General features: G+C 43.8%; 13 protein-coding genes. 3 read left to right on the forward strand and 10 right to left on the reverse strand.

All coding sequences use genetic code 11. The features are described 5' to 3' along the window. Positions 1-89: 89 nt before the first annotated feature. Complete coding sequence (locus tag OAG1_RS17455) at positions 90-368, forward strand: SemiSWEET transporter (RefSeq protein WP_040307515.1); 279 nt, start codon at positions 90-92, stop codon at positions 366-368. A 125-nt stretch (positions 369-493) separates the two neighbouring features. Continuing rightward, positions 494-1,345: a hypothetical protein gene (locus OAG1_RS17460; protein ID WP_338622192.1), complete on the forward strand. Its 852-nt coding sequence runs from the start codon at positions 494-496 to the stop codon at positions 1,343-1,345. Between the two features lie 230 nt (positions 1,346-1,575). Here OAG1_RS17460 and OAG1_RS17465 read toward each other — a convergent pair whose 3' ends face one another. The 10 genes from OAG1_RS17465 to OAG1_RS17510 all read right to left on the reverse strand — a co-directional run bounded on the left by OAG1_RS17465 (position 1,576) and on the right by OAG1_RS17510 (position 16,536). Next, complete coding sequence (locus OAG1_RS17465; RefSeq protein WP_338622193.1) at positions 1,576-1,707, reverse strand: hypothetical protein; 132 nt, start codon at positions 1,705-1,707, stop codon at positions 1,576-1,578. 64 nt (positions 1,708-1,771) lie between these two features. Further along, a complete protein-coding gene (locus OAG1_RS17470) occupies positions 1,772-4,045 on the reverse strand; it encodes a beta-galactosidase (RefSeq protein WP_338622194.1) in 2,274 nt (757 codons plus the stop codon). 482 nt (positions 4,046-4,527) lie between these two features. Next, positions 4,528-4,989 carry a YhcH/YjgK/YiaL family protein gene (locus OAG1_RS17475; RefSeq protein WP_338622195.1) on the reverse strand — a complete coding sequence of 154 codons (462 nt, stop codon included), beginning with the start codon at positions 4,987-4,989 and terminating at the stop codon, positions 4,528-4,530. A gap of 30 nt (positions 4,990-5,019) precedes the next feature. Further along, positions 5,020-6,498 (reverse strand): HAMP domain-containing methyl-accepting chemotaxis protein, encoded by a 1,479-nt coding sequence (locus OAG1_RS17480; RefSeq protein WP_338622196.1) that lies wholly within the window; start codon positions 6,496-6,498, stop codon positions 5,020-5,022. An 18-nt stretch (positions 6,499-6,516) separates the two neighbouring features. After that, a complete protein-coding gene (locus OAG1_RS17485; protein ID WP_016403208.1) occupies positions 6,517-7,368 on the reverse strand; it encodes a transporter substrate-binding domain-containing protein in 852 nt (283 codons plus the stop codon). Between the two features lie 34 nt (positions 7,369-7,402). Beyond that, positions 7,403-7,804, reverse strand: a complete 402-nt coding sequence (locus tag OAG1_RS17490; RefSeq protein ID WP_016403209.1) for a hypothetical protein — start codon at positions 7,802-7,804, stop codon at positions 7,403-7,405. 64 nt (positions 7,805-7,868) lie between these two features. After that, complete coding sequence (locus OAG1_RS17495; protein ID WP_338622197.1) at positions 7,869-10,811, reverse strand: beta-agarase; 2,943 nt, start codon at positions 10,809-10,811, stop codon at positions 7,869-7,871. A gap of 73 nt (positions 10,812-10,884) precedes the next feature. Beyond that, positions 10,885-13,740, reverse strand: a complete 2,856-nt coding sequence (locus OAG1_RS17500; protein ID WP_152780377.1) for a beta-galactosidase — start codon at positions 13,738-13,740, stop codon at positions 10,885-10,887. Between the two features lie 80 nt (positions 13,741-13,820). Next, positions 13,821-15,224 (reverse strand): carbohydrate porin, encoded by a 1,404-nt coding sequence (locus OAG1_RS17505; RefSeq protein ID WP_338622198.1) that lies wholly within the window; start codon positions 15,222-15,224, stop codon positions 13,821-13,823. A gap of 43 nt (positions 15,225-15,267) precedes the next feature. Continuing rightward, positions 15,268-16,536: an oligosaccharide MFS transporter gene (locus OAG1_RS17510; RefSeq protein ID WP_016403213.1), complete on the reverse strand. Its 1,269-nt coding sequence runs from the start codon at positions 16,534-16,536 to the stop codon at positions 15,268-15,270. A gap of 439 nt (positions 16,537-16,975) precedes the next feature. Between OAG1_RS17510 and OAG1_RS17515 the strand changes: the two genes are divergently transcribed. Next, positions 16,976-18,058: a family 43 glycosylhydrolase gene (locus OAG1_RS17515; RefSeq protein WP_016403215.1), complete on the forward strand. Its 1,083-nt coding sequence runs from the start codon at positions 16,976-16,978 to the stop codon at positions 18,056-18,058. The last annotated feature ends 19 nt before the right edge of the window (positions 18,059-18,077 follow it).

Raw genomic sequence — 18,077 nt, forward strand, 5'->3', positions numbered from 1 at the left:
GTGCAGGGTTTAATCGGTTTCATTATTTACAAGGTTAACCAAAAAGGTATAATCCACCCAAATTGGTTTACCAATAAAATGGAGTTTAGATGACAGCCCTTACGGTTCTTGGATTAATAGCAGCTAGCTGTACCACTTTGTCTTTTGTCCCGCAGGTAATTCACATTATTAAGACCAAGAATGTTGCTGGAATTTCATTAACCATGTATTCCATATTAACCACTGGCGTAGGTCTGTGGATGATTTACGGCTTCTTAATACAAGATCTATCGGTTTTTTTAGCCAATATTATTACCTTTATCCTCGCCTCCTGGGTGCTGATTCTCACCATTATTCAGCGTATTAAATCATCTAAAAACAAAGCTTAATCGCTCCTTAAACCGCTGTTCCTAATAGCGACTGTGAAGCGGTCTACACTTTAAGTTGTTATCTTACGCTACAGTAAGTAACTGCCAAATTAGTTAAGGCCGCCCTAAACAAATAAGGAGCAATAGTGAGATCGTGGATACTCAGCATATTATGCCTGTATAGCTTTTCTTCTTTCGCCGCTATAGAAGTGTCGATTATTGGTGACCAAGGCACCTTCTCAAATTACCAGCAATTACTTGAGCTAAAAGGCGGCAACCCAGCCCAAATCAGTGATTATCAATCGCCCTACTCAGATCGCGCAACCGTAAGCTTGCTGCTGTTAACTCAAGCCCTTAGCTATAGCGATTTGCAGTATTCGCTCACCTTTGTGACCTCGCCGAATACTGGTCGCAGCCTGCGAGAGTTGAAACAAGGCAATGTGGCGGTATATCAAGCCGACATCTGGGAGAGTGACTTTGATGATAGTACCTACAAGTCAGTGGCTATTATCCCTAAAAATACCTTTGAAAAAGGCTTTTATGTTAACCGAGGTTCTCCCCTGCTCAGCCAAACCTTAACTCATGAACAGCTCAGAGAATTACCCATCAGTGTGGGAAGTACTTGGTATCAAGACATAGCCCAGTTGCAGCGTAGTGGCTTTAACAACATAGATAAACTCAACCGTAATCAGTCATTGTTTGGCATGTTAAGTAAAGGCCGAATTAACGTTGCCTTTTTAGAGTTCCCGAATACCCCAGACCTAGCCATTCAAGATAGTTATGGCAGCTTTTACCCGATCCCGAATATGAAAATAGAATTTCAAGAAAGCCGTCATTTTATGGTGTCGAAACAGCACCCACACGGCGCTGAAATTGCTCAAGCCATTGATCAAGGCTTAGCTGAGATCATTCGCTTAGGTTTAGTTGAAAAAGCCATTCAGCAATCAGGAGTTAAACAGCAGCGTGTTAGCCACTGGCAATCAATAAGCGCCCCTTAGTTGAAGCATACTTGAGCCACCAGCATCATACTAAACAGACATCACACAGCTCTATAAATGACTCAGCGATTAAGCCATCAGCTTGTAAGGCTATCATGAGCCAAGAGTAATGACTCACAAGCTGATCGTTAAAGTTGAGTAACGAGAGTAGGAAGGACAAAAAAACACCAGAAGCCGATCTTGCACTTCTGGCGTTATAGCCACACAGGATTATTTAACAAACGGATTCATTAAGGTGTGGCTACAATTCTTATATCACCTGGCGCAAAGCCAATCATTGCATCAACATGCTTACCGCTGATCGCATTAACCAAGATAATCAAGAAGTAGCAATAGACTTTCCCAGTAGATAAACCACGCATTGATATATCAATAAAAAGGAGACCGAAGCCCCCTTTCTTAGTTATGGTTAAACGTCAAAGCGCGCTACTTTTTCGCCTTATTAAAACGGCGCTGATACATGCCGCCATTTACCCGCTTAGCCGCATCAACCATTGGCTGATATGGCACATCGGTTATGCCCACAAAACCCACATTGTAGTTTTCGCCGTCAAATGAGCGCCCGGTAATCGGTGAATCAATGTATTGGAACCAATGTGCGCCGACAAAATATGGATTATCGATTACTGAATTTAAGTAATCTTCAAACATCTCGCCGCGCTCGGTTTGGTCATTAGCCGTCACCAAACCTGCGTGGAAGAAACCTTCTTTAACGCCAATATGAAACTCACCAATAATGCTTGGCATATCTACTTCGGCCAAAAACTTCCAAGGTTCTGGATGTAGCCCTTCTTTGTAGTAGTTGTAACTTACAACATCCACATGTTTTGCAGCGGCTCTTACCACCTCTGGATTACAGCCCCAATCAGCAAATCGAGCCCCCAAGTACAAGTGATTAGGTAATTGAGCTTTAAGCGACTCGTTTACCACCTTGAAGTATTCGCTGGCGTACAACTCTAATAACATGGAGTAGTCACTAAGCTGTGCTTCGTTATGGGCTAAATCACTAACGCCACCAGCTAAAGCTTGCCAAGATTCAATCTTAGTCCCCCAAGCTTGGTTAAGCTGTTCTACAGTGCCGTACTTGTCTTTTAAGGCTTGAGTGAATACTGCCTTAGTTGGGCTCTCCTCATCGCTGCGACCTAGAGTATGGATCGCAATACCATAATGGCCATTAATGGTGCCCATTCGGCCCCAGCTTTTCTCATTATCAATGAAAATACCCACACACCATGGTGAACCCTGCATTTCGGCTTTAACTTGGCTTACCGTTGCTTCGGCGCGCTCTCTAAATACTGGGTCGAAAGGATCAGGCAGTGGCGCCCAAAAGTCATCGCCACTAGTCACTGTTTTAAAGTCTCCAATAATCCAGCCATTGGCGAAATAAGGAATTTTATCGTTACTGTAAAACTCTGGAGCAGTCCAATTACCTAAACAAGAAAATCCCCAGTTAAGCATGCGATCCATGGTAACTTCGCGCCACTTGCCCATGTAATCGGCGCCATCTTGACCGTACTTGCGCTGTAGATTTGCCGAGTAAAAACTAAAGATTTCGCCGCGATCAACTGGGCCTTCAAACAGCTCACGCATATAGCTGTAATGCTCAGCTAAGGGGTCGTCGTAGCTAGGCAACCAATCAAAAAAGTCTCGGCGAGTTTGGTTGGCAACATAGGCTGAATCAAAGGCTTCTTGGCTAATTTCGAGCTTTTCTTTGGAGTCTTCAGGAGTTACATCGTCATCGCTACGCGCAGCCACTTTTGAGTGGTCGTAATCAATACCGGTAATGGTAAATGAGTTTGCTAGGCGAATAATATCGAGGCCGGTAGCAAAGTATGGGTAGCCATCTGGGTCAACTAACGACCATTTTCCGTCGATTTTTTCGGTACGGAAAAAGCCGGTTGCCTCTAGCTGCGGGCCACCAGTGTAACCACTAAAGCGCGAACGCTGGGGCATAGCACCTTGCTCTAAGGCTTTAAGCTCTTTGGCTGTAACCGCCAATAACTCTTCTTCAGAATGTACTTTTTCCGCGGTTTCTACTAAAGCGTTTTGACCAAACTTATCTAAACAACCTTTAAGAAAATCGGGATTACATTCCGGGGTAAAAATCACTCTAAAGTTATCTAACACCAACTGATGATCAATCAAAGTACCGTGAATGCTTAATTCAATTTTGGCAACGGCACTTAAATCGATGTTCATCTCGCCCCACATCCACGTTGCATAGTGAAATGGCGTATCCCAGGCTGCAGGGTTAGAGCGAAAACCCGATTCATAGTTAAGCCCACCCTTTAAAAACTCACCCTTAAGCTCGTTTAAATAGGTTTTGCAAGAACCGCCCGCCACGTTAATGCTGCGGCTATGCATTTGCCCTTGTTTATCGAAGATATTGATGAAAATCTGTGTTGAACGACGGCCTAAGTTGGTGACGTCAAATGCAAAGCTAAAGTTAGGAAGCGCACTCCAATCAAAAGGCTGCTCAGGTTCGATAAAGATTGAGGTGTAAAAGTTTTCTTTGCTATGTGTAGTAACTTTTAAGGCTTGCGAACCAGTAGTAATGCCGTTGCCTTCACTTACCAGTTCTGCGTCCACGTTGCTAAAACTAAAAGCCTTAGGAATTTGCTCAGAAAAATCATAAATCAAAATTGATTGCTCATGCTCAGATATAGTTTTAGCTGAGTCAGCCCTTAAGCGCGTTTCCATTATGTATCCTCAAATGATTAGCGTCCTGATAGCCATGGCAGTGTCTAGGCAATATAACTAAGCCATAGAGAAAACTTAACTAACAAACCTTAAGTATTAAACTTTCTAGCTGCCAAGCGACGCGTTAAAACAGAAAAATATCTAAGGGCAATAATGACTTCAGCCAAACAAATGTCAACCAATCTAAATTATTGGAAAACCAATTTTTGCAAACTTGTGAACCATGCCTCGTGTTAGCCAAGCATAAACGTAAACGAAGTGCTAAGCCTTAATGCTTTAACCCTAAGTCAATAAAGGTATCACTATGGGGATCGACTAGCACAACAGTCTATATCGCTGGGATTTTTTATGGTGAAGTAAACAGTAGCGCGCAGGTTAACTGGCATTAATCAAGGAATATTAGTAGTGATGGGTGAAAGGCTAATAAGCGAGTAACAGCAAAAAAGAATCCACTTAGCCTTGGCTAAGTGGATTTAGTGCACTTACAAAGCACTAACAGGGATCTTAACCACCGCTTTGCGTACTTGGCGAGGTTCGGCTACCGCGCAAAGAGGACGATGAACTTCATCTGGGTAAAACACTGCAAAGTCACCTTTGCCAAGCTTAACCATTTGCTCATTGCTCGCTTGCTCAAAAAACGCCACATCATTTTCAAGTTCGGTTAAGGCTAAAGCTTCTTCGGCTAGTTCGTGGGTATAGCCAATTTGCTCTTCACCATCTAACAGGATTTGAATATCTAAATGCTGTTTGTGAATTTCCGCTTTACGCTTAGCAAATTCTTCAGTTTCCGGCGACATTAGTAATACAAATACATTTTCACCAGAAAGCTCATATCTACCGTCTTCTTTCTCAGCAGCTAAAGCCATCGCTTCATCAATCCAAGTAACAAAGGATGGATTTACATATTTTACTAAAGAGAGCTTATTCACGTTTCCAAATAACATTGATTACTTCCTACTATATAAGTTTATTTGTCATACTTTAAAACGTTTGATATTTACTACAAGCTCATTGTTGTGTTCTTCGAGTGAGATCACTTGTCCGTTCACATTTTTTGCATTATTTGCAATAGAGCTAGCTAGGGTATTTAAGGTGGTAACATTTTCAGCAATGGTCTGAGTAACGCTGTTTTGTTGTTTGGCAGCTACCGCAACGTGCGTATTCATTTGGTTAATGTTCTCAATGTGCTCGCAGATATCTTGTAAGGCTTGTGAAATAGACCCCGCCGCATTGTCCACCTCTTTACTCGATTGCAAACTTGCCCCCATAGAGCTAGCCGCATTTGAGGCATTGTCTTGCAGCGCAGCAACAATAGATTCAATTTCTTGGGTAGACTCCTGGGTTTTCTGGGCCAGTGCTCTTACTTCATCGGCAACCACCGCAAACCCTCGCCCTTGCTCACCAGCTCGAGCTGCTTCAATTGCCGCGTTTAAGGCAAGTAGATTGGTTTGTTCGGCGATGTTACGAATAACCTCCACTACAGAGCCAATCGCTGAGCTTGAATCAATTAACTTATCGATGCGTGAAGAGGTATCGGTAATGCTTTGCGATAAACGGGTAATTAATTGGCTGTTTTCGCGCACCAACTCTACACCAAGCAAGGTTTGCTCTCGGGCTGTTTGCGACTTCTCGGCGGTTTGCTCAGCGTTTACAAACACCTCTTCTGCGGAGGCACTCATTTCTTGCAGTGAAGTAGCGGCCTGCTCCATCTGATCTTGTTGCGATAAAGAGTCACGCTGAGATTCGCTAGAAGATGAACTTAACGAATGAGACACCGAGCTTACCTGCTCACTCACCGAACGAATGCTATTAAGCAGGTGCGATAGGTTGTCCATCAGTAAGTTGAAGTTGCTACTAAGTACACCAATCTCGTTATCGTTGTTCACTGGAATACGTCGGGTAAGGTCCCCGTCACCAGTGGCAATTTGGTGCAAAGAGTTTGCCACGTCGTTGATTGGAATTACCACCAGCTTACGCACGTAGAAAAACACGGCTGCAACCACAACCGCTAATACCAATATAATGTTGAGCATTACATTGGTTATTTCGCTGTTAAGCGTGGCGATCACACTGCTATCATCAAATTGCAGCTTTAAGGTACCAATAAAGTCCTCGCCACGTTGCAGCTCAATTAAATTGAAGTCTTGCTTTTGATTGGCAATGCTGGCCTGAGAAATAGCTTTACCACGCTGGTCCACTACTTCCACTGCATTTAAGATCGGGGATTGAATCAGAGCATCTACAATGGCTTGCGCTTGTTCAAAGTCATAAACAAACACGGCTTCTATTAATGATGCTTTGGCCATCTCGGAAATGGCTTGTTGCTCTACTAAGTAGCCTTCAGCCAATTTGCTTTTGGTATTTAAGTAGCTAACGCCACCGCCTAATAACAGGCCTAGCAAACCAAATAGCAGTAATATAATAATTAGGGATTTACTCAAACTTGCTTTCACGTTTAGTCTCGCTTATGTCTATCTTTCTTGAATGTCCAACCACAACTCTTCGCGGTGCAAAGGTGCGTCTGCGGGCAGTAAAGGATTATCTATTTTTATTATTCGGCGCTCGGTAAGGCGCGCTGTTTCAAAGGTTTTTGAGATAAGGGGAGATTGATAAAACAGCTGGTTATAGCTGCCATCAGCAATGGCGGTTTCTAAGCCATCGTTAATCGCATCATATAAGGCGCGATTCTTAGGATTAACGTAGAGATACATGGCCATTGGGTAGACCAACAGAATGTCATCTTCTACGGCGAGGTTTACTTCCTTTTGGGTTTCTACCACTTCCCAGGCTTCGTGCACAGCTAAAGGTAGGTAGTCAAAACGCCCGCCATCTACCATGTAGAATAAGCTTTGCGCTTTAACCGGTTTAACTACTTCTAGTCCGGCATTTTCTAGGATTTCGGTATCGCCCCAAAAACGGCCTAAGCCTGCTTTTAAGCGCTTTAGCGTGGCTAAACTAGACACACCTTCAAAGGCTGCTTGATTGCTTTTTTCAATAACAAAAACGCGGTGGCCCAATAATCCTTTAAAAATAGGGATCTTGATGGCTTTAAGCTGTTGCTGCATCGAGTTTGACGCACCAGCCCAAATCACACTCACCTGATCTTGTTTTACTTCTTCAACTAATCGAGCCTCACTGTAATAGGTATCGATGGGTTGAATTTTTTGCGAATAGTTACTTTTTTCAAATGCTAATTTAATCAAATCAACGACTAAGCGGTCGCGTTCGCCCAAAACCATGGGCGTTGTTACCTGTGCTAGAACGCTATTAGATAAGGTTAAACCGCAAAACAAAAAGAAGCTGGCAATGGTTATTTTTTTCATACTTTTTCTCTTACCAAAACGCTATCAATTGCTGTTAAAAACCTTGGTGGAATACCACGCTATTTTTTAAGTTGATAATCTGCTTGAGTACCACATCTTCTGGGGCATCTCGCTTGTATTCTTCACTATTTTGATTTTCCATCACCAGGGTGAATACTTTGTATTCATGCAGGTTGGCAGCTTCAAGGTAAAAATCTAAGTCACTAGATTTAGAGAAGGAGTTAGTCACGGCGATGCTGTTAACGCCTTTTTCCATTAACTCAGCAACAGAGGCACGACAATACTCATCGGCATGCGGCTTAAGTTCTTCATTCCACTTGTTTTGGCCATATTGAGCGTAGTAATCCCAGCAGGACACCACGTCATTGGTGATGGTTTTTGCAAACTCGGTTTTACCGCTGCCAAATGGCCCGCGAACAATATATAGATACTTCATATTTCTTCCTGAAAATAAAAAGGCCGCCTCGCAATACAACTTAATTTACGAGGCGGCACAGTCCTTACACTTTACGACGTCTTAGTAAAAATACGCCGGCCAAACCTAGTAGCGATAACCAACCTGCGCTACCGCCACCGCCAGTTACGCCACCCGTTGGTGGTGTTGGCGGTTCAACGACATCTTCACCTGAGTGAACTACGCCTATGTTCGCACCTGTATACAGCGGATCTGCTCTGCCTGCTGTTTCTGTATTGTTACTAAGGCTTGAGCAATCATCACCATACATACCACAGTTAAATTCACGTGCAGCGTCAGTTAATGGGGTATATGGTGTATCGGTAACTGACACAAAACCAACATTGTAGTTTTCACCATCCCAAGTACGACCAGTAATTGGCGAATCAATGTATTGGAACCAATGTGCGCCTACAAAGTTTTTATGGGCATTTACTGACTCAAAGAACTTAACCATTTTCTCAGCGCGGTTTTCTTGTGAATCTGCACCTACGATACCTTTACCGTACAAACCACTATCAAGCGCACCAAAATGGAACTCGCCAATAATTACCGGCTTATCAATGGCTTCGATTTGACTTAAGGCATCTGCATCCCAATCAGCAGCTTCAATGCTTTCCTTGTAAACGTTATAACTCAATACATCAACAACAGCCGCAGCAGCACTTACTACATCAGGAGTACGTCCCCAATCTGCAAAGCGAGAGCCCAAGTACAAGTGGTTTGGTAACTCAGCTTTTAATGCCGTGTTTACGACGGTGAAGTATTGGAAAGCAAATTGCCAAGCAAGGAACTGCATATCAGCTTCCATACCTGCCACATAAGCTAACTCTTCTGCTGGGCGCATCGCATCCCAAGACGCATAATCGGTTCCCCAGGCTGCGTTTAGGTCAGCAATGCCACCGGTATAACGCTGGTTTTCTAGGAACCAAATAAAGCTATTTTTGGCGGGGCTAGTTGTTGCGTCAGTACCGTCGGTATTGAACACCGCTAGCGTTTGCGCATAACGAGAACCATCAACGTTCTCGTCGACCGCTCCCCAGCTCATTTCGTTATCCACAAAGATGCCCAGTAAGTAACCTTCGTTACCAGCAACTTGAGCTTTTATCTCTCCAACCATAGTTGCGGCATTGGTGGCAAAGTTTGTATCCCAAGGATCAGGGAGTGGCCCCCAGTAACCGTTACCAATTTGTTTAACTGGAAGACGATTGGCACCGCTATTAACCCAACCATTTGCTACATAAGGTACACTGCCGTTATTGTAAAATGCAGGATCGGTCCAGTTACCTAAGGTATTAAAGCCCCAGTCTTTCATACGCTTAACAGTAATGTCTCGCCAAGCGTCTTCATTACCATGACGCGCAGTCAAGTTACTTCCGTAAAAGCTAACGGCTTCTCCGCTCGCCACTGGGCCACTATGAACAACATCTTGTTGCTTAACGTACTCAGTAGGAATTTCTGTGAACATTGCTTTACGAACTTCAGACTCTTCAACACTAGATACACCAGTCATGGTGTAAGTATCAGCTAAACGAATGTTATCTAAGCCTGTAGAAAAGAAGGCATTGCCTTCTGGATCAACCAATTGCCAATTACCGTCTGTATCTTTACAAGCGTTAAATGATGCTGGATCTGCTAATACACAATCAGTTGTTGGGGAAGAAGCAGGGTTACCACCGAACGCATTTCGATTGGTAAGCTCACCCAGTACGCCCATTTCTGGATCACTTAAAGCACTAAGCTTCTCTTTACTCGATATTTTCCCAGCAAAGTTAACATGATTGTTTTGGCCCATTGAGTCGGCGATTTCCGAATAAGCCGAAACGTGACTTAAATCGTTGATAACACGCATATTATCGAAAACAAAATTAACATTATTTTTGTCGCTGAAATAACGAACGGCTGTTATTGCTCTTTTGTCCAACTCTACCCAGTCGTTGTCCCAAACGTTAGTACTAGCTGTAGCCGGAATGTCGCGAAGGCCTAAAGTGCTAACTCTTAAATCTTGAGTATTCAATGGAGCATTGTCATTCAAACTAGTAAAAATAGTTTTCGTTTCACCTGGGCCAATCCAAGCACCTCGGTTTACGTTTTGCTCACCAAAATTAGAATTAATCCGAGTATGTACCCACTGACCTTCTGCACTAGGATTCGTCACATCAATGGCTAGCGCAATTTCTGCACCTAAGTTAGACCAATCCCAACCAGGGTTTGGAAGAAAACGAATTGAAGTATAAGCTCCACCAAAAACTACGTTAAGAGCTGTAGAACCTTCTGTAACACTAGTTTCTGTTAGCGTTGTGACTACATCTGAGTCTTTTTCCATGTAAGCAGGAACAACGTCAAACGACTCAACCTGTTGCAGCGTTTTTACTGGTGCGGTTGGTACATTAGTGGCGTCTCCCGAAGGAGGTGGAGTAACAACACGCTCGCCAACGGTAATATTGTCAAAAAATAGCTGAGCTGATTCATCACTAGCTGTAGCAAACTGTACAGACAATACTTTGCTTTTATCGAAGGCTTCACCGTGGGTTTGATACTCACCGCCACCATCTAGATTAAAGTTAAAAGTTTGTGTCGTATTTGCAGGAACGGTGAAGTAATCAATGCTGGTTTGAGTTTCATCTTCCCAGTTATCCACTGAATCTTGGTCGATTAACTTGATAGAAAAATTAACATCTTGGTCCGAAGGGTTAGTCACATCTACCGACATAAGAGATTCTGCCGACCAATCCCAATTTCCCCAGTTCCACACTAATACTGGCTCATTAGACGCCGTATACAATGCACTAATTGACTGAACACCGTCGGTCGCGTGTTCAGCAGACAAAGTGTAGGTGGTACCACCTTGATTTGTTACTTGCAAAAACTCGGGATTATTCTCCAATGCCGAGTAATCATCATATTCAAACGATGTTATTAGGGTTGCTGCACTAAGTGGTAGCGCTAAACCGGCAGCCACAGCCGCGGTTAGTAATTTAATCTTCATATTTCCTGCCTATTCCTTGTACCTAGCAGATTGCACTCCTCGCTAACTGAGGAGTGCTAAATCGTTGTTGCGATTATTTTTTGTAACGAAGCATGTAAACGTCTTGGTTGAATTTCTTAGCGGCTTCAACCAGTGGAACGTATGGTGTATCAGTGATTGAAACAAAACCTACGTTGTAGTTTTCACCATCCCAAGCACGACCCGTTGTTGGAGAGTCAATGTATTGGAACCAGTGAGCACCTACGAAGTAAGGGTTGTCGGCAATACTGTTCATGTAGTTGGTGTATTTCTTAGCGCGATCTTGCTGGCTAGCTGCCGACACGATACCGCCGTGGAATAAGCCTGAGTCAGTTGAACCGAAGTGGAACTCACCAATAATGCTTGGCTTATCTAGCTCTGCTAACTTGCTCCAATCACCCTTTGAGTTAAGGTCTTCGGCGTACAAGTTGTAGCTCATCACGTCTACGTAAGGTGCAGCACCTTTGGCAATCTCTGGCGTAACACCCCAGTCTGCAAAGCGTGCGCCTAGATATAGGTGATTAGGCAGTACTTTCTTAAGCTCAGCGCGAACCGTTGAGAAGTATTTAGCAGAAAGCATTTCTAGCATTTCGGCATAATCTTTCTTCATGTTCTTGCTTAAACGAGAGCGGTGATCAAATGACTTCTCAAACTCTGCCCACGACGCAACTTTCACGCCCCAGCTAGTGTTTAGATCTTCAATGGCCCAGTACTTCTCTTTTAAGTGCTCGGTAAAGGCTGCTTTAGCCGGGCTCTTTTTCATGTCGTAGCTAAGCGCATTAACCACCAAACCGTAGTGGTTTGCGTCGTTTTTGGTATTACCCCAGCTAATCTCGTTGTCGACAAACACACCCATCATCCATGGATCATTTTTGTCTACTTCTGTCATTAGCTTTTTAGTCATCGCTTTAACGCTGTTTACAAACTCTGGGTCAAACGGATCGTGAATAGGACCCCAGTAGTCGTTACCAGTGCTAATGCGTGCGTGGTCGCCAAAAATCCAACCGTTTGCTACGTAAGCAACTTTTTTGTTGTCGTAGAACATTGGGTCAGCCCAGTTACCTAGGGTTGTGAAGCCCCAATCAACCATGCGATCTATGGTGATGTCTTTCCACACTTTTTCAGCTTCTGAGAAAGTACCGCCATATTTACGTTGCAAGTTAGCACCATAGAAACTAAATACTTCGCCTTTCTTAAGTGCCCCTGAATGCACCCAATTTGCGTAGTCATAGTTCTCAGCTAATACATCATCATCTTCTGGTAACCAAGTAAACATTGAACGGCGAACTTCAGAAGCCACTTCTTTACCGCTACGTTTGTCTTTGTCGGCAAAGTCGTGGCCAGTAATGGTTACTGTGTCGTCCATACGAATGTTGTCAACACCGGTTGCGAAGAACAAGTTGCCTTGTGGGTCTACTAACGACCACTTACCGTCTACTTTTTCAGTACGGAAGAAACCTGTGCCTTTCAGCTTAGGACCATCGGCCCAGCCACCATAAATGCTTCGACCTGGCATTTGGCTGGTTGATTTAAGCGACATTTTTGCCAGCTTGCCCATGGTTTCTAGCTCTTCGTCTTCGCTAATTTTCTTCGGCCATTCAGAACCAGTAAACTGACCATATTGGTCAATCAAACCTTCATAACGGGTTGCATCTGCATCAATATTTGGAATAAGTCGAACGCTCTTAATATTGAATTCTGCATCTTTAGTTGGGTTTTGCAGGTATAGCTGGAAAGATACAATGTTTGACGTATCTAAGCTCTTTTCACCCCAGCCATAACTAATCGCTTGCGCGTTGTAGGACTTTTTAGGTGGCTCGGCACGCATACCAGAAACGATTTGGCTACCGGTTTGGCCTAGTGGCAAGTAGAAGGTACCGTCGTCACCAGGAGCTAGCGTTACGTAGCTAGACATACTGTCGACTACGCCGTTTGCAGTGCCGCCCCAGTTTTCATTCTCTGCGTCATCAACGCGAACAAACAACTGCAAAGGTTCGTCTGTTTTACTTTCTAAATCAAACGCTAAACTAAAATCACCGTACTCGCTCCAATCCCATGGTTGTGGCGCTTTAAAAGTGATATTAGGGTAGGCGTTAGTCGCTGCTAATTTAACAGCTAGCAAACCGCCCATGTCGGTTTTTAGCTCGGTTACCGTTGCCGCTGCACTGCGGTCAAAAGCAACAAAGGTAGGTTGGCCTTCGTCAAAGCTAGTAATTGAAGCAACCGTTGGAATTGGCCCACTTACTTTAACTTCTTGGCCAGAGGCTTCAATAAAGTCACCGGTAGCATCCACTAAGTTAAAGTTATCGATAATGACTGTTTGTGCATCCATTGGACCTTGCACAAAGATTTGGAACTCTACAATGTTACGTAAGTTGATTTTCTCGCCACCCCAGTAGCCATCTAACTTACGTTTGGTGCCGTTAAATAACATCTCAACTGGCACTGTTTCGCCAGCGGGTACATTAACCGCGTAGTTTAATTGGTTGTCACCAGAGCCCATTACGCCCACGTTGTCAGCCAATTTTAGAATGATGTTTGCTGGGCTATCAGTTGGGTTGGTAATGTCTAAGCTTAAGCTGCCTTTCGCATTCCAGTTCCAAAAGCCAGAATCTGGGTGTACTTTAACATTTGGCCAGTACTTAAATTTGTTGGCCTCGGATACCGAATCAAAGTTTACTTTTAGCGCACTACTTCCGCTAGTAACACCTTGGTCGCTAACCACTTCGGCTTTAGCATGGTCTTTTTTAACTTTTTTGAAAAAAGCGGCAGATTCAAAATCTGGAATCGTTCCGCCTACATCTTCAACAGCGCCTTCGGCGTCGCTCGAGCTAGGAGTTGAGCCACATCCGTACACACCCAACAAAGTGAGCGATAACAGCGCAGCAATTTTATTTTTTGTAAATTTCATAACTTCTACCATTACGAGTGGGAGGCCCGTAAGCCGTGGCTTACGGGCTCTAGTGCTAAGTGGGTATAACTATGGGCGGCCTACCACCACGTTTCGAATTGTGCGCCAACTGTAGTAGCAGAGTTTTTACCCTTCTCTGTTACGTAAGGGTTGTGACGCCATTCATAACTTGGGTTCTCTACACCTTCACCATGGCGGTTGTTGTATACCGTGGTTTGAGTATCAGATTGACCGTAAGTCACGAAGAAACGTAGTACTGGGCGATCCCAGAAGGTGCCGCCAATATGCACATTTTGCGACAGAGTAACTTTGTAAGAAGAGTTAGTACCGCTCTCACCGTAACCCTCACGAGCATTTAGCTTGATTTGGTCGTAGCTCACTTCTAAATCAGTTGAGAAACGGTCATCCCAGATATAAGTAGGACGAATAGTAATGTTGCCCCAATCTGACTTATCAATAGAAACGGTATTACGGTTTAGTGCTTCTTCGTCAAACTTCTGTCCTTCATATACTAAAGCGTATTGAATTCGGAACGAGTCGCCTAGCTCTTGCATACCTTGGAAGAACGCACCAATCTGAGTAGAAGGAGTATCCAACCAGCTTTGGGTCATTGACTTACCGATGTCGCTGCTGTAGCGCACTACAAATTCGTTAAAGTCTGCCCATTGGCCTTGCTTAATCTGGAAGCCGGTTTGGTAACTGTTAGGTTGCTGATCTTTAGCCGTTGCACCGCCGTCACTTAAAGTTGTGTCTGAGCCGGCGTAGAATCCATAGTTAAAGAATACGCTAGCTGCGATATTGTCGGTCACTTTCATACCATGCAAACGCGTATTCACAGAATGATAAGTACCTCGGTATCCCGAACGGCCACTCGTATCACAGGTATAACTTGGGTCACTAGAACAAAAGTCACCACCGAATACATCGCCATTAGCTTCTTTAGTTAGACCCAAGTTAAACTTAGCAAAACCGAAATCCCAGTCGTCGATACCTGCACCTACGCCATCATTTTGCAGCATGTGGTAATCGAGAATTTCAGCTTTGTAACGTTGGTAGTAACGCTTACCAACCCAAATTACCGCACCAGGATTAGATTTGAATACGCCTTGGCCTGCTACCCACCACTCATCCAAATTGAATTCTTTCATATTGGTAGCAATGTTGGTTTTGATTACCCAGTTCATGTCGTTAAGAACTAAACCGTAATCGATATGGAATTCTGCAAAGTTACCTTCGTTACCCAAACGACCGGTTTGAGCATGTGGGTTACCAGCGGTTTCGATAATGTTAAAGCCGTTGTTGGCTAAATCTGAGCGTAAGCCCATTACTTTGTCAGTAGAAGTACCTGTACCGCCGCGGCCGTAGCCCCAGAAGCGAGCGCCTTCAACCACTTGTGCTCCTAAGTAGTCTAAAGCAGCTTCTTGAGCATGAGCCATGCTGCAAGATAGCGCTAAAGCGGATAGTGCAAAAATACGTGTTTTCATACGTTTACCTAACATCCTTATTTAAAAATAGTGTTTCGATTGTTTAAGCTGCTACGGTTTCTTGTTGATCTGTTGTAGTCAGCGTCTTCTTGGAACTTAGTGTGAACATCGCCAATACCGTGGCAACAGCAGCGAACACACCAAAATAGATATAGCTATGTGGGAATCCATGTTGGTCGTACATCACACCCATCACTGGCGCAGCAATGGCCGTCATCAGGTTATTAACCACTTGGAATCCAAACATGTAAGTGAAGGAGTTTACTTTCTTATCAAACTGCTCGGCGGTGTAAGCAAATACCGACACAATCAACAGCGGATTAACGATGCCGAACAGCAATTTAGCAACAATGGCTAAGTAAAGATTTTTCTCACCTAAGCCTGCAAAACCAATCATTAGCAAGAAAGAGGTAATACCAACAGCGGTAAGAATAAGACTGCCTTTAGCACCAATTTTACGAATAATGAAAGGCACACCAGCACTCACAAAGAACAGGAAGATAGCGGTAAGCCCGTCCATGTTAGAGCTAAAAGAAATACCTTCTTCTTGGGTAGGAAAGAAACTAATAAAATAGCGAGTAAACTGGCTCATTGAAGTCCAGAACACCACCGATATAGTGCCCGCGTAGGTCATGAAGGCCCACATTTTAGGGTTCTTCAATAGGCGAATAACATCTTCTTTTTGAATTTTATCCTGCGAGATAACTTCGTTATCAACATTTTCTAAGTGGCTTACTTTAAGCAACCAAGCACACAACAGCATTAAGAAAGCAGCAATACTACAGGCGTAGAAAATGAAGTCTGGGTTGATGTTATACAGGTAACCAGCCAATACTGCCGATACTCCCCAAGCGGCGATACCAAAGCCGTTAACCAGTCCGAAATCGTTATCATGGCAACGCGCAAAACGGTCACTATAAGAAGCGATAACACCACTACCCGCTTGGAACAACATGCCCAAGTACACAGAACCAGCCACAATACCCAATACAAATGTTGAATCGTTACCCAGTAGTGGGCCGTAAACATAAATGTAGAAAGGACCAATTAACAAGCTTAAGAAAGAGATGAAGTATATAAGGTGCTTTTTAAGACCAAGCTTATCAAGGATATAGCCAAAAGCAGGTTTAAACAAAACCGCAATACCGGTTTGCAAGCCAAACAATACGCCAATCTGAGAGCCATCAATGCCAACTTTGTCGTTTAGCCATACAGCAAATAAAGAACCTGAGCTTAACGACCAGAAGAAGTTGTAAAAAAAGTACATAAGGCAAACTTTGCCCATGGCGACTCGGTTAGAATCGGTTTTCATGATTACTCCATTAATTTTGCGATAGCTACTCAATGCCTAGCACACTGGTAAACCAATATCTAAATAACTTGCTTCATCGTACATAATGATCAACCAATTTAAAGTGACACCGCTAACATTTCGACATAAATACGGCTATTGGTTGGCAAAATGCTAGGCTCCACCGCCAATTGGTTGATGAGTTAATAAGCGTTAACATTCGCAAAGCCTTTATTCATGGGGGTTTGCGGCCGGAAAGCTTGTCATACAAAAAGATTGTCAAATTAAACAAGTGGGTTATGAAAGCTAAAAATTAAGTTACAAAAGTGTGTCATTGGTCACTTTTCTTTCATCTCAATAGCTGCTTCATAGTAAGTTAATGTACCATTGATCGAAATTGGTTTACCTTTGTAACCAGTAGTTATTAAGCAATTTAGATTTTCGACAAATAGAGGTAGATATGTCAGGGACAGGTAGCAAGCTAAGCTTGGCCAGTAAACGCGCTATAGAGCGTGGTTACGATAAAAAAGGGCCTGAGTGGATGGTTGAGTTTGAAGAGCAAAGCTTACAAGGTGACTTTGCTTTTGAAGAGGGTGTGATTCGTCGTGACCCCACCGCAGTAATAGAGGTAGAGGGTGTTTACCACTGCTGGTATACCAAAGGTGAAGGCGAAACTCTCGGCTTTACTGGCAATCCTCAAGATAAGGTTTTTCCTTGGGATCTTACCGAAGTTTGGCATGCCAGTTCTGAAGATGGCATTACTTGGAAAGAGCACGGTTGTGCTATTGCCCCAGGTGAAGCAGGAGCCTACGACGACCGCGCCGTATTCACCCCAGAAGTTTTAGCTCACGACGGCAAATACTACTTGGTTTACCAAACTGTTCAGGCGCCTTACACCAACCGACAATTTGAAGAGATTGCCATTGCTTGGGCCGATAGCCCATTTGGCCCATGGACCAAATCACCAGCTCCAATTGTAAGCCCAGCTAAAGATGGCGAATGGCGTACCGAAGAAGACAATCGATTCTTGGTCAATTCAAAAGGCAGTTTCGACAGCCATAAAGTGCACGATCCCTGCCTAATGTTCTTCAAGGGTGAGTTCTACCTTTACTATAAAGGTGAAACCATGGGTGAAGAAATGAACATGGGCGGCCGCGAAATTAAACACGGCGTGGCGATAGCAAAAGACATTCTTGGCCCGTATGTGAAATCGGAGTACAACCCAATTTCAAACAGCGGCCACGAAGTTGCGGTTTGGCACAAAGATGGCGGGATAGCCTCGCTAATCACCACAGACGGTCCAGAGAAGAATACCGTGCAGTGGGCAGCCGATGGGATTAACTTCGAAATTATGTCTTATATTAAAGGCGCGCCAGAAGCGCTGGGCATATTCCGCCCAAATCAAGAAACAGCCATCGAGTCACCCGGCCTTGAGTGGGGTTTGTGCCATAAGTATGACGCCTCGTGGAACTGGAACTTTATTTGTCGCTACCGGGTGAAGAAACAAGTTCTTGATGCATCAACGTATCAAAATTCAAATTAAGTAAGCTGTTAGCCCACCG

The sequence above is a fragment of the Agarivorans sp. OAG1 genome, assembly GCF_037076485.1.
Taxonomy (GTDB): domain Bacteria; phylum Pseudomonadota; class Gammaproteobacteria; order Enterobacterales; family Celerinatantimonadaceae; genus Agarivorans; species Agarivorans albus.

Bases quoted from the DNA above. Each gene is read 5' to 3' on its own strand.
- OAG1_RS17505 (WP_338622198.1), bottom strand. From the start codon at position 15,224: ATGAAAACACGTATTTTTGCACTATCCGCTTTAGCGCTATCTTGCAGC.
- OAG1_RS17465 (WP_338622193.1), bottom strand. From the start codon at position 1,707: ATGCGTGGTTTATCTACTGGGAAAGTCTATTGCTACTTCTTGATTATC.
- OAG1_RS17490 (WP_016403209.1), bottom strand. From the start codon at position 7,804: ATGAAGTATCTATATATTGTTCGCGGGCCATTTGGCAGCGGTAAAACC.
- OAG1_RS17495 (WP_338622197.1), bottom strand. From the start codon at position 10,811: ATGAAGATTAAATTACTAACCGCGGCTGTGGCTGCCGGTTTAGCGCTA.
- OAG1_RS17485 (WP_016403208.1), bottom strand. From the start codon at position 7,368: ATGAAAAAAATAACCATTGCCAGCTTCTTTTTGTTTTGCGGTTTAACC.
- OAG1_RS17475 (WP_338622195.1), bottom strand. From the start codon at position 4,989: ATGTTATTTGGAAACGTGAATAAGCTCTCTTTAGTAAAATATGTAAAT.
- OAG1_RS17470 (WP_338622194.1), bottom strand. From the start codon at position 4,045: ATGGAAACGCGCTTAAGGGCTGACTCAGCTAAAACTATATCTGAGCAT.
- OAG1_RS17515 (WP_016403215.1), top strand. From the start codon at position 16,976: ATGTCAGGGACAGGTAGCAAGCTAAGCTTGGCCAGTAAACGCGCTATA.
- OAG1_RS17500 (WP_152780377.1), bottom strand. From the start codon at position 13,740: ATGAAATTTACAAAAAATAAAATTGCTGCGCTGTTATCGCTCACTTTG.
- OAG1_RS17510 (WP_016403213.1), bottom strand. From the start codon at position 16,536: ATGAAAACCGATTCTAACCGAGTCGCCATGGGCAAAGTTTGCCTTATG.
- OAG1_RS17455 (WP_040307515.1), top strand. From the start codon at position 90: ATGACAGCCCTTACGGTTCTTGGATTAATAGCAGCTAGCTGTACCACT.